Origin of the sequence: Pseudomonas sp. NPDC098740, assembly GCF_044760065.1 — a bacterium.
Lineage (GTDB): Bacteria > Pseudomonadota > Gammaproteobacteria > Pseudomonadales > Pseudomonadaceae > Aquipseudomonas > Aquipseudomonas rossensis.
The window spans coordinates 31,009-43,348 of the sequence record NZ_JBIWAM010000013.1 but is presented as its reverse complement, the minus strand read 5'-3'; the positions used below and the strand labels follow the sequence as shown (position 1 = coordinate 43,348).

Annotated in this window: 11 protein-coding genes; 2 read left to right on the top strand and 9 right to left on the bottom strand. The window is 59.6% G+C overall.

Going from position 1 to position 12,340, the window contains the following annotated elements; all coding sequences use genetic code 11:
• Nucleotides 1-67: 67 nt before the first annotated feature.
• The 5 genes from pstB to ACIQU2_RS17275 all read right to left on the bottom strand — a co-directional run bounded on the left by pstB (nt 68) and on the right by ACIQU2_RS17275 (nt 7,774).
• Nucleotides 68-901 (bottom strand): phosphate ABC transporter ATP-binding protein PstB, encoded by an 834-nt coding sequence (gene pstB, locus ACIQU2_RS17295; RefSeq protein WP_347804081.1) that lies wholly within the window; start codon nt 899-901, stop codon nt 68-70.
• 129 nt (nt 902-1,030) lie between these two features.
• Nucleotides 1,031-2,701 carry a phosphate ABC transporter permease PstA gene (gene pstA / locus ACIQU2_RS17290; protein ID WP_347804082.1) on the bottom strand — a complete coding sequence of 557 codons (1,671 nt, stop codon included), beginning with the start codon at nt 2,699-2,701 and terminating at the stop codon, nt 1,031-1,033.
• A 15-nt stretch (nt 2,702-2,716) separates the two neighbouring features.
• The gene (locus tag ACIQU2_RS17285; protein WP_403142797.1) at nt 2,717-4,999 is read right to left on the bottom strand and encodes an ABC transporter permease subunit; all 2,283 of its coding nucleotides are present in this window, start codon (nt 4,997-4,999) and stop codon (nt 2,717-2,719) included.
• A 233-nt stretch (nt 5,000-5,232) separates the two neighbouring features.
• Entirely contained in the window at nt 5,233-6,234 is a 1,002-nt protein-coding gene (locus ACIQU2_RS17280) for a phosphate ABC transporter substrate-binding protein PstS (protein WP_347804084.1), read from the bottom strand.
• Nucleotides 6,235-6,475: 241 nt separating this feature from the next.
• Nucleotides 6,476-7,774, bottom strand: a complete 1,299-nt coding sequence (locus ACIQU2_RS17275; RefSeq protein WP_347804085.1) for an MFS transporter — start codon at nt 7,772-7,774, stop codon at nt 6,476-6,478.
• A gap of 364 nt (nt 7,775-8,138) precedes the next feature.
• On the opposite strand from ACIQU2_RS17275, the gene ACIQU2_RS17270 reads away from it, so the two are divergent.
• Together ACIQU2_RS17270 and ACIQU2_RS17265 are read left to right on the top strand one after the other, a co-directional pair.
• On the top strand, nt 8,139-8,543 hold the full coding sequence (locus tag ACIQU2_RS17270) for an acyl-CoA thioesterase (protein WP_003177184.1): 405 nt from the start codon (nt 8,139-8,141) through the stop codon (nt 8,541-8,543).
• Nucleotides 8,544-8,600: 57 nt separating this feature from the next.
• Nucleotides 8,601-9,500, top strand: a complete 900-nt coding sequence (locus ACIQU2_RS17265; protein WP_347804086.1) for a D-hexose-6-phosphate mutarotase — start codon at nt 8,601-8,603, stop codon at nt 9,498-9,500.
• 86 nt (nt 9,501-9,586) lie between these two features.
• Here ACIQU2_RS17265 and ACIQU2_RS17260 read toward each other — a convergent pair whose 3' ends face one another.
• The 4 genes from ACIQU2_RS17260 to purE form a co-directional block, all read right to left on the bottom strand.
• The gene (locus ACIQU2_RS17260; RefSeq protein ID WP_347804087.1) at nt 9,587-10,123 is read right to left on the bottom strand and encodes a DUF3299 domain-containing protein; all 537 of its coding nucleotides are present in this window, start codon (nt 10,121-10,123) and stop codon (nt 9,587-9,589) included.
• Between the two features lie 88 nt (nt 10,124-10,211).
• Complete coding sequence (locus ACIQU2_RS17255; RefSeq protein WP_347804088.1) at nt 10,212-10,457, bottom strand: GlsB/YeaQ/YmgE family stress response membrane protein; 246 nt, start codon at nt 10,455-10,457, stop codon at nt 10,212-10,214.
• A 107-nt stretch (nt 10,458-10,564) separates the two neighbouring features.
• On the bottom strand, nt 10,565-11,647 hold the full coding sequence (locus tag ACIQU2_RS17250; protein WP_403142793.1) for a 5-(carboxyamino)imidazole ribonucleotide synthase: 1,083 nt from the start codon (nt 11,645-11,647) through the stop codon (nt 10,565-10,567).
• A gap of 11 nt (nt 11,648-11,658) precedes the next feature.
• On the bottom strand, nt 11,659-12,150 hold the full coding sequence (purE, locus tag ACIQU2_RS17245) for a 5-(carboxyamino)imidazole ribonucleotide mutase (RefSeq protein ID WP_008150032.1): 492 nt from the start codon (nt 12,148-12,150) through the stop codon (nt 11,659-11,661).
• Between the last annotated feature and the right edge of the window lie 190 nt (nt 12,151-12,340).

The window sequence follows — 12,340 nt, the reverse complement described above, 5'->3', positions numbered from 1 at the left end:
GCGTCCTTGGAGCGTCCGGTAAGGTGCGGTGGACCGCAGCGTCAGTTCAGTGAGCAACAACAGCTTCCTAGCCGTAGCGACCAGTGATGTAGTCTTCGGTCTGCTTCTTCGCCGGATTGGTGAACAGGGTGTCGGTGTCGCCGAATTCCACCAGTTTGCCCATGTACATGAACGCCGTGTAATCGGAAACCCGCGCGGCCTGTTGCATGTTGTGGGTCACGATGACGATGGTGAACTTGGATTTCAGTTCGTAGATCAGCTCTTCGACTTTCAGCGTGGAGATCGGGTCGAGTGCCGAGCACGGTTCGTCGAGCAGCAGCACTTCCGGCTCCACGGCGATGGTACGAGCAATCACCAGACGTTGTTGCTGACCACCGGACAAGCCCAGCGCCGACTCATGCAGACGGTCTTTGACTTCGTCCCACAGCGCCGCGCCTTTCAACGCCCACTCGACGGCTTCGTCGAGTACGCGTTTTTTGTTGATGCCCTGGATGCGCAGGCCGTAAACCACGTTCTCGTAGATCGTTTTCGGGAACGGGTTGGGCTTCTGGAACACCATGCCGACGCGACGACGCAGCTCGGCCACGTCTTCGCCCTTACGGTAGATGTTGTTGCCGTAGAGGTTGATTTCCCCTTCTACTCGGCAGCCGTCGACCAGGTCGTTCATGCGGTTGAAGGTACGCAACAGCGTGGACTTGCCGCAGCCGGACGGGCCGATGAAGGCGGTCACGCGCTGTTTCGGGATGTTCAGGCTGACGTCGTACAGCGCTTGTTTGTCGCCGTAGAACAGGTTCAGGCCCGGCACTTCGATGGCCACGGTTTCCTGCTCAAGGCTAAGGCTCTGCTTGTCGCGACCCAGTGCCGACATGTTGATGCCGTGGGTATGTGCTTCGTGCTGCATGGGAGGCTCCCTGTGCTAACAAATTCGGTTCGGTTTTGTGGGAGCGAGCTTGCTCGCGAAGGGGCCATCACTGGCGCCAAAAGCTTCGCGAGCAGGCTCGCTCCCACATAAAAATCAGTGCTGCATGAATCAGCTATCCAGCGCTTTGTATTTTTCGCGCAGGTGGTTACGGATATAGACGGCCGACAGGTTGAGCGTGGCGATCACCAGCACCAGCAGCAGCGCCGTGGCGTACACCAGCGGCCGTGCGGCCTCGACGTTCGGGCTCTGGAAGCCGACGTCATAGATGTGGAAGCCCAAGTGCATGATCTTCTGATCCAGGTGAAGGTACGGGTAGTTACCGTCCAGTGGCAGCGATGGCGCCAGTTTCACCACACCGACCAGCATCAGCGGCGCCACTTCACCGGCGGCGCGAGCCACGGCGAGGATCATGCCGGTCATCATCGCCGGACTGGCCATCGGCAGCACGATCTTCCACAAGGTTTCAGCCTTGGTCGCGCCGAGAGCCAACGAGCCTTCACGCACGGTGCGAGGAATCCGCGCCAGGCCTTCTTCCGTGGCCACGATCACCACCGGCACCGCCAGCAGCGCCAGGGTCAGGGAGGCCCAGAGCAGACCCGGGGTACCAAAGGTCGGTGCCGGCAGTGCTTCCGGGAAGAACAACCGGTCGACCGAGCCGCCGAGTACGTAGACGAAGAAGCCCAGACCGAACACGCCGTAGACGATGGCCGGAACACCTGCCAGGTTGTTCACTGCGATGCGGATCAACCGCGTCATGGTGTTCTGTTTCGCGTATTCGCGCAGGTAGACCGCTGCCAGCACGCCGAATGGCGTCACGACCATCGCCATGATCAGGGTCATCATCACAGTGCCGAAAATCGCCGGGAAGATCCCGCCTTCGGTGTTCGCTTCACGCGGGTCGTCACTGAGGAATTCCCACATCTTGCTAAAGTAGAAACCGATCTTGGTGAAGGTGCCCATCGCGTTCGGCTGGTAGGCATGAACCACTTTGCCAATACCGATTTCGATCTCTTTGCCGTTTGCATCGCGGGCCGTCAGGCTGTCGCGATTGAACTGGGCGTGCAGGTCGTTCAGGCGGACTTCGATGTCTTGATAACGAGCGTTGAGCTCGGCGCGCTCGGATTCCATGTCCGCTTGTGCGGCGGCGTCGAGCTGGCCGGCCAGTTCCAGTTTGCGGCCGTGCAGACGGACGCGCTCAAGACCTGCGTTGATCGCGCCGATGTCGGCTTTTTCCAGGCTCTTGAGCTGCGCGGCAAGATTGTTGACGCGATCGACACGGGCCTGCAACTCAGGCCACGCGGCCTCGCCTTCAGCGATGACCTTGCCATCCTGCTTGACGTTGACCAGGTAGCCGTAGAAGTTGCCCCACTCGCGACGCTCAATGGCCATCAACTCAGGCGGGGTCTTCTGGTTAGTCAGCCACTCGCCGACGATCCAGGTGAAGTCGTTGCCGTTCAAGTCACGGTTGCCGACCTTGATCAGCTCGCGGGTCATGAACTCCGGGCCCTGATCGGGCACCGGCAGGCCAGCGCTTTTCAGGCGCTCGCGCGGCACTTCTTCTTTCTGCACGATCTCGCCGATGACCAGGTGATTGGCCTGGCCTGGCACGTCGTAGCTGGCGTGAATCAAGTCCGCCGGCCAAAAATGACCCAGACCGCGCACGGCAATCACCGCCAGCAAGCCAATGGTCATGATGACCGCGATGGACACCGCGCCGCCGCTGATCCAGACGCCGGGGGCGCCGCTCTTGAACCATCCTTTCAGGGAGTTCTGTTTCACAGACTTCTACCTTTCTTAAAGCGACGAGTATTTCTTGCGCAGACGCTGACGAATCAGGTCCGCGAGGGTGTTCATGACGAAGGTGAACAACAGCAGCACCAGCGCCGAGAGGAACAGCACGCGGTAGTGGCTGCCGCCGACTTCCGATTCGGGCATTTCCACCGCAACGTTGGCGGCCAGGGTGCGCAGGCCTTCGAACAGGTTCATTTCCATGACCGGGGTGTTACCCGTAGCCATCAGCACGATCATGGTTTCACCGACCGCACGGCCCATGCCGATCATCAACGCCGAGAAGATGCCCGGGCTGGCGGTAAGGATCACCACCCGCGTCATGGTCTGCCACGGCGTGGCACCGAGGGCCAGGGAGCCGAGGGTCAAGCCGCGAGGCACGCTGAACACGGCGTCTTCGGCGATGGAGTAGATGTTCGGGATCACCGCGAAGCCCATGGCCAGACCGACCACCAGAGCGTTGCGCTGGTCGTAGGTGATGCCCAGGTCGTGGGAGATCCACATGCGCATGTCGCCACCGAAGAACCAGGTTTCCATGTACGGGCTCATGTACAGCGACAGCCAGCCCACAAACAGAATTACCGGGATCAGGATCGCGCTTTCCCAGCCGTCCGGCACTTTCAGGCGAATCGACTCAGGCAGGCGGCTGAAGACGAAACCCGCCACCAAAATGCCGATCGGCAAGAGCATCAGCAAGCTGAAGATGCCCGGCAAGTGCCCTTCCACATACGGTGCGAGGAACAGGCCGGCGAAGAAGCCGAGGATCACCGTCGGCATCGCTTCCATCAGTTCGATCACCGGTTTGACCTTGCGGCGCAAGCTTGGGGCCATGAAGTACGCGGTGTAGATCGCAGCGGCGACGGCCAGCGGTGCGGCCAACAGCATGGCGTAGAACGCGGCCTTCAAGGTACCGAAGGTCAGAGGAGACAAGCTCATCTTCGGTTCGAAGTCCGTGTTGGCGGCGGTCGATTGCCAGACGTATTTAGGTTCGTCGTAGTTCTCGTACCAGACCTTGCTCCACAATGCGCTCCACGAAACTTCCGGGTGCGGATTGTCCAGCAGCAGTGGCTGCACTTTACCGTTGGCCTCGACGATGATGCGGTTGGCACGCGGCGACATGCCGAAAATGCCCTGGCCTTCCACCACCTGATCGACCAGCAACGTGCGGTGAGCGGTACTGTGGAAGACGCCGAGCTTGCCGGACGCGTCGAGGGCTACGAAACCTTTGCGACGCTCTTCGGCGCTGATTTCAACAATCGGCGTGGTGCCCATCTGGAAGGTACGAATCTGCTTCAGACGCAGTTCGCCGTCCGGGTCGCGAGCCATGAACCACTGGGCCAGACCACCTTTGGAGTCACCGAGGATCAGCGAGATACCGCCCACCAGCTGGGTGCTGGCGGTAATCTCGGCATCGCCGTTTTCAAGCAGTTTGTAGCGACCGTTGAGGCTCTTGTCGCGCAGGCTGAACACGTCGGCCTGAGCACGACCGTTAATCACATACAGCCACTGCTGACGCGGATCGACGAAGATGTTCTTCACCGGCTCGTTCATCTGCGGCAGATCGATACGCTTCTGCTCGCTGGTGATTTCGCCGGTCATCACGTTTTCTTCGCTGGTCAGCGACAAAACATTGAGTTGTGAACCGGTGGAGCCGACCAGCATCAGGGTCGAATCGGTCGCGTTAAGGCTGACGTGCTCCAGGGCACCGCCCGCCTCGTTCAACGCAATCGGGGTTTCGCCGTACGGGTATTCGACCGCTGGCGTAATGGTTTTCTTGCCGTCCGGATAGCTGACTTTATAGGTGTGACGGAACACCAGTGCCTGACCGTTGGACAAGCCCACCGCTACCAGCGGATGGCCTGGCTGGTCTTCACCGATGGACGTCACGCTGACGCCAGCCGGAACCTTCAGATCGACACGCTTGAGTTCAGCGCCACTGTCGATATCGAAGAACAGTGCCTGGCCCTTGTCGGAAACCCGCATGGCGACCTGGTTCTGTTCTTCCAGGGAGATCATCAACGGCTTGCCGGCGTCTTGCATCCAGGCGGGCGTGATGGCGTCCTTGGCGGTCAGGTCGGCGCCCTGAAACAGGGGCGCGACAACGTAAGCGAGGAAGAAAAAGATCAGCGTGATCGCGCCGAGAACGGCGAGGCCGCCCACGAGGACGTACCAGCGGGTCAGGCGATCTTTCAGCGCGCGTATACGGCGCTTGCGTTGCAGCTCAGGCGTATTGAAGTCAATTCGCTTGGGGGGATTAGTAGTCATGGTGGAATTGGCCAGATCATTCATGCGCACACCCTAGCGATCCTATGTGACAGAAAGATGACAATGCAGTGACGCAACAAATCCGCCGCCCGTGGGAACTGGCAGCGGACCGAAAATTTGGGGGGTGTGTAGAAGCTGTCGAGGGAACCGAGGCTGCGATCTTTTGATCTTGCAGTTGGAAGCCAGATCAAAAGATCGCAGCCTCGGTTCCCTCGACAGCTCCTACACAGGTCCGGGTTTACCCCGGACCTAGGGTTTTACTTTTTTACGACTTCAGCGCCGCCTTCCGCAAGACCCAGGTCAGCCAGTGCTTTTGCAGCAACCTTGGCCGGCAGTGGGATGTAGCCGTCTTTCACTACAACTTCCTGGCCCTGTTTGGACAGAACCAGTTTCACGAACTCGGCTTCCAGCGGGGCCAGAGGCTTGTTCGGGGCTTTGTTGACGTAAACGTAGAGGAAGCGCGACAGCGGGTATTTGCCGTTCAGGGCGTTTTCTTCGGTGTCTTCGACGAACTCAGTGCTGCCTTTCTTGGCCAGGGCCACGGTCTTCACGCTGGCAGTCTTGTAGCCGATGCCCGAGTAACCGACGCCGTTCAGCGAGGAACTGATCGACTGCACGACCGAAGCCGAGCCAGGTTGTTCGTTAACGTTTGGCTTGTAGTCGCCTTTGCACAGGGCTTCTTCTTTGAAGTAGCCATAGGTGCCGGATACCGAGTTACGACCGAACAGTTGAACCGGCTTGTTGGCCAGGTCGCCAGTCACGCCCAGGTCACCCCAGGTTTTCACGTCGGTTTTAGCGCCGCACAGACGAGTGGACGAGAAGATCGCGTCGACTTGTTCCATGGTCAGGTGCTGGATCGGGTTGTCCTTGTGCACAAACACAGCCAATGCATCCACGGCGACCGGGATAGCGGTTGGCTTGTAGCCGTATTTGGTTTCGAAGGCTTGCAGTTCGTTGTCCTTCATTTTGCGACTCATCGGGCCCAGGTTAGCGGTGCCTTCAGTCAGCGCAGGTGGTGCGGTAGAAGAACCGGCAGCCTGAATCTGGATGTTTACGTTCGGGTATTCTTTTTTGTAGTTCTCAGCCCACAGGGTCATGAGGTTGGCCAGAGTATCGGAGCCGACGCTGGACAGGTTGCCCGACACACCAGTGGTCTTGGTGTAGCTCGGGATAGCAGGGTCAACAGCGGCAACCGCGTTGGCAGTCGCAACGCCAGCAGCGACAAAAGTCATTGCCGCCATCAAACGCTTCAGTTTCATGCCTTACTCCTAGCAGATAGGTGTGTTAAGTCGGGGCCAAGTATCAGCAGGCCGTGTGAACACTCTATGGCTGAAATATGACAATTAGATGAAAGGCCAGCATTCGGCTTTTTGCAGGATATTTCGAGTCGCCTTCATCGCGAGCAAGCTCGCTCCCACAGGGATTCTGCGGCGAACACAGAACCAATGTGGGAGCGAGCTTGCTCGCGATGGGCCCGTACAGGCGATGAAAAAGGTCGGCTTAGCGGCCCTTCTTCCAGAGGTAAGCACCCACCAGAATCCCGACACCGCAAATGATCGCCACGTAATAGGCAGGCCCCATCGGGCTTTCCTTGAGCAGCAGGGTGACAACCATCGGGGTCAGGCCGCCGAAGATGGCGTAGGCCAGGTTGTAGGAGAACGACAGCCCGCTAAAGCGCACCACCGCCGGGAAGGCTTTGACCATCACATACGGCACTGCACCGATGGTGCCGACCAGCAAGCCGGTCAAGGCGTACATCGGAAACAGCCAGTCCGGGTGGTTGAACAGGTTGTGGTAGAAGGTCCACGAACTGATCAGCAGCAGAGCACTGCCGAACACGAAGACACGACCCGCACCGAAGCGGTCAGCCAGTGCACCGGAGGCGACGCAGCCCAGGCTCAGAAAAACGATCGCCAGGCTGTTGGCCTGCAATGCGGTGGTTGGCGAGAAGTGGTAGACGGTCTGCAGCACGGTCGGGGTCATCAGGATGACCACGATGATGCCAGCGGACAGCAGCCAGGTCAGCAGCATGGAAATCAGGATCGCCCCGCGATGGTCGCGCAACACGGCGCGTAGCGGCACTTCTTCTGCCAGGGCCTTGCGCAGTTGCAGCTCGGCGAATACCGGCGTCTCGTGCAACCAGCGGCGCAGGTAGACCGAGAACAGGCCGAATACGCCACCCAGCAGGAAAGGAATCCGCCAGGCGTAATCCGAGACTTCGGCAGGGGTGTAAATGCTGTTGATCGCCGTGGCGACCAACGAGCCCAGCAGGATGCCAGCCGTCAGACCGCTGGTCAGGGTGCCGCAGGCATAACCGATATGACGCTGCGGTACGTGTTCGGAAACGAATACCCACGCGCCCGGCACTTCACCGCCAATCGCAGCGCCTTGAATCACCCGCATCAGCAGCAACAGGATCGGCGCCCACATGCCGATCTGCGCGTAAGTCGGTAGCAGGCCCATGATCAGGGTCGGCACCGCCATCATGAAAATGCTCAGGGTGAACATCTTCTTGCGTCCCAGCAGGTCGCCGAAGTGCGCCATGACGATGCCGCCCAGTGGCCGCGCCAGGTAGCCGGCGGCAAAGATCCCGAAGGTCTGCATCAAGCGCAGCCACTCGGGCATGTCGGCCGGGAAGAACAGCTTGCCGACCACCGTGGCGAAGAACACGAAGATGATGAAATCGTAAAACTCCAGCGCACCGCCCAGGGCAGACAACGACAAAGTCTTGTAATCGCTGCGGGTCAGCGGACGTGCGGATTGAGTGGACTGCGCGATGCTCGAGGGCGCTGTGGTCATGGCAAGGCTTCTCTTATAGTCGGATCTGCAACCCCAACAACGCTGGCTGAGGCTTGGGCAGGTCCGGCACGATAACAAATTGTTCGAAAAAGCACATAGAGGTGCGTATTTGACGGTCGAAATGAGAACCGGACGGTCGTCTCGGAGTCTACCGACCGATATACTCGCAATCCTGCACCTGCTTGTAAGGGGTTGCTGTGCGAAAACGTCGTTGGCAGCCGTCAGCCGATTTCGCAGAGTTTCCCTTTAGGCGCCTTACGAAAAACGTGACGAACGTAGTATGTTCGGGGCTGAATCGTTTTTCCTTGAGACGGCTATTCACCTGAAGTACCAATGAGAGTCACGGGTCAGAGGCACCCCCGGCATGATAGAGCTCGAACAAGAAGATCCAATCCCGCAAGGCGACCTGGCCCTGCAAATTACCGCGCTTCCCCGCGAAACCAACGGCTTTGGCGATATTTTCGGCGGTTGGCTGGTGTCGCAGATGGATTTGGCCGGCACCGCAATGGCCAGCAAAGTCGCGGGTGGCCGCGTGGCTACGGTTGCGATCGACCGCATGGCGTTTCTGGTTCCGGTCGCGGTGGGCGCTCAGCTCTCCTTCTATACCCAGGCGCTGGAAATCGGCCGCAGCTCGATTCAGATGATGGTCGAAGTCTGGAGTGACGATCCGCTGTCCAGCGAGTGGCGTAAAGTGACTGAAGCCGTGTTTGTGTTCGTCGCCATCGACGGCAGCGGTCGCACCCGTTCGGTTCCGCCTAGAGCTCGTTAAACACTGCGACCTTTCTGCGGTCCATTGCAGTCATTGTTCCTGATCGAGAGTTGCCCCATGAGCACGCCCAACGTTGAAGCCGTGAAACTGGATGAACTGAACTGCTGGCGCATCCGCCACGGTCAGGCCGAACTGCTGGTTGCCCAGCAGGGCGCGCACATCCTCAGTTATCAAGTGGCCGGGCAACCGCCGCTGATCTGGCTCAACGACGAGGCAGTGTTCAAGACTGGCAAGAGCATCCGCGCCGGGGTTCCGGTGTGCTGGCCGTGGTTCGGCAACTTGCCGCGCAACCCGCAGAGCGTTCAGGCGATGCGCGTCAGCAATGAAGCGCCGACCGCCCACGGGCTGGTAAGGGCGATGGACTGGGAACTGGGCGGCATTGAAACCGAGGGCGAAAGCCTCGAGGTGGAGTTTGTTCTGCCTTACCCTGAAGGCGGCTTGCCCGGCTGGCCGCATCAAGTGGATTTGAAGCTGAGCATTCGTCTGGATGAGCAACTGCACATCAGCCTGACCAGCCATAACCAGGGCGCTGACAAAGTCACCATCAGCCAGGCGCTGCACAGCTATTTCGCGGTCAGCGATGTACGCGAAGTGCATGTCGAAGGGCTGGATGGCTTGAGTTACATCGAAACCCTGGACGACTGGAAAACCGTCACTCAGACCGGCGATCTGCGTTTTGTCGGCGAGACCGATCGTATCTATCTCAATACCCCGGCGAAGCTGAGCATTGTCGATCCGGCCTGGGAACGGCGCATCGAGCTGACCAGCAGCGGCTCACGCTCGGCGGTGATCTGGAATCCGTGGATTGAACGCGCTGCGGCGTTCAGTGACATGGCCGACGATGGCTGGCAGCGCATGCTGTGCATTGAAACGGCGAATGTGATGGATGATGTGGTGACATTAGCGCCGGGTGCCAGTCACACGTTGGGCGTCAGCATCGGCAGCAAGCCGCTTTAAAGTCAAAAGATCGCAGCCTGCGGCAGCTCCTACGCCGATCTATGGAGGAGCTGCCGCAGGCTGCGATCTTTTGAGCCATCCTTCAATTACAGGTCAGACTCCTTCACCACTCTGACCTTCGCCGCATCCAGCGCATACGCTGCGTCAGCCAGGTCGTTGTTGACCTTCTCGACCTTCAGCGTGCCGGTCACCCACAGCGGTGTATAGATGTCATTCAGCTTCAAACCTTTCGGATAACGCACCAACACCAGTTGATTAGGCGGTGGTGGCGGCACGTGGATGCAGGCGCCCGGATACGGCACGAGGAAGAACAGCGTGCTGTGGCCCTTGGCGTCGGATTCCAGCGGCACCGGATAACCACCGATGCGGATGTTCTTGTCGTTCATCGACGGCACGGTTTTGGTCGAATACATCACCGCCGGCAAACCCTTGCTCTGCTTCATGCCACCCTTTTGGGTAAAGGTGCCATTGGCTTCGGGGGAGTTGTGGTCGATTTCGGGCATGGCCTCGAGGGCTTTCTGATCCGACTTTGGCATCAATTCGAGCCAGTCGGTTTCCGGCAGTTCGCCGGCGTGGGCAAGGCCCGTACCCAGTAAAAGGAGCGTGAACAGAAGACGGCGCATGGAGGTGCTCGGCAAAGGAGAGGACAGTGCAACGCCGAGCATTCTAGCCCTCCCGGCTTGCGCAGCAGAGAGGGCTTTGTCGCTTAAATCAGTTCCTTTTGATCAAGCCGTAGATCACCAGCAAGATCACGGCGCCCACCAGCGCACCCAGGAAGCCTGCGCCTTCCCCGGCCTGATAGAAGCCCAGAGCCTGGCCGCCATAAGTGGCCGCCAGCGAACCGCCGATACCGAGCAGGATGGTCATGATCCAGCCCATGTTGTCATCGCCCGGTTTCAGGAACCGAGCCAGCAGGCCGACGATCAAGCCGATAAAGATGGTTCCGATAATTCCCATGGCATTTCCCTCTGATTGAATGGCAATGCCCAAAGCCTAGTCAGACTTTGGCATCCTGCCATGAGAGAACGGCGGCCCCTGAATGGTTCCGCCGCTGCCACATGAAACTATTCGGCGATGAGCGCTTCGACCTTGAGGATCTGCTGCTCCAGCGTGGCCTTGTCGGCGCAGCGCAGGTTGGCGTGACCGACCTTGCGACCGACCTTGAACGCCTTGCCATAGTGATGCAGATGGCAATCGGCAATGGCCAGGACTTTCTCGGTCTCCGGCACTTTACCGATGAAGTTCACCATCGCGCTCTCGCCGACCTTGGCCGTCGAACCCAGCGGCAGACCGACAACGGCCCGCAGGTGGTTTTCGAACTGGCTGCACTCGGCACCTTCAGTGGTCCAGTGACCCGAGTTGTGCACACGCGGGGCTATCTCGTTGGCCTTGAGGCCACCGTCGACTTCAAAGAACTCGAACGCCATCACGCCGACGTAATTCAGCTGCTTGAGCACACGGCTGGAATAGTCTTCCGCCAAGGCTTGCAGCGGGTGGTCGGTGCTGGCCACGGACAGCTTGAGGATGCCGCTGTCGTGGGTGTTGTGAACCAGCGGATAAAACTTGGTCTCACCATCGCGAGCGCGCACGGCGATCAACGAGACTTCGCCGGTGAACGGCACGAAGCCTTCCAGCAGGCAAGCCACGCTGCCCAGTTCGGCGAAGGTGCCGACCACGTCTTCAGGCTTGCGCAGGACCTTCTGACCCTTGCCGTCGTAGCCCAGGGTGCGGGTTTTCAGCACGGCCGGCAGACCGATGGAAGCCACGGCAGCGTCCAGATCGGCTTGCGATTGAATGTCGGCGAACGCCGGGGTTGGAATCCCCAGGTCCTTGAACATGCTCTTCTCGAACCAGCGATCACGGGCGATGCGCAAGGCTTCGGCGCTCGGGTAGACCGGGACGAATTGCGACAGGAAAGCCACGGTTTCGGCCGGGACGCTTTCGAACTCGAAAGTCACCAGATCGACTTCATCGGCCAGCTGACGCAGGTAATCCTGATCGCCGTAATCGGCCCGCAGGTGTTCGCCCAACGCGGCTGCGCAAGCATCCGGCGCGGGGTCCAGGAAAGCGAAGTTCATGCCCAGCGGAGTGCCCGCCAGCGCCAACATGCGACCCAACTGGCCGCCACCGATTACACCGATCTTCATCGTCAACAACCTCAGGCGATGCGTGGGTCTGGATTTTCCAGGACGCTGTCTGTCTGCTCAGCGCGGAATTTTTTCAGCACCGCGTGGAACTGCGGGTGCTTGGCGCCAAGGATGCTTGCCGAGAGCAGCGCTGCGTTGATCGCGCCGGCCTTGCCGATGGCCAGGGTGGCGACCGGAATGCCCGCAGGCATCTGCACGATAGACAGCAGCGAATCGACGCCCGAGAGCATCGACGACTGCACCGGCACACCCAGTACCGGCAGGTGGGTCTTGGCCGCACACATGCCTGGCAAGTGGGCCGCGCCGCCGGCACCGGCGATGATCACCTCGATGCCACGCGCCTCAGCCTCTTCGGCGTACTGGAACAGCAGGTCCGGGGTGCGGTGGGCAGAGACCACTTTCACCTCGTAAGGAATGCCGAGCTTTTCCAGCATATCGGCGGTGTGGCTAAGGGTGGACCAATCGGACTTGGAGCCCATGATCACGCCAACCAGTGCACTCATCGTCGTGCCTCTTCTCTCTGGGCGCCCGCAGGCGCGTCAAAAAACAACAAGCCACGCAAAATGCGTGGCTTGATTGTACGAATTATGGCCGGACGAACCGGCCGAAGGCCGCGCAGTATACCTCAATGAAGCAGATAAACAGCCCCCGATACGACCATCTGTCATTCGGGGCAAAGTGCCGGTTTTATTG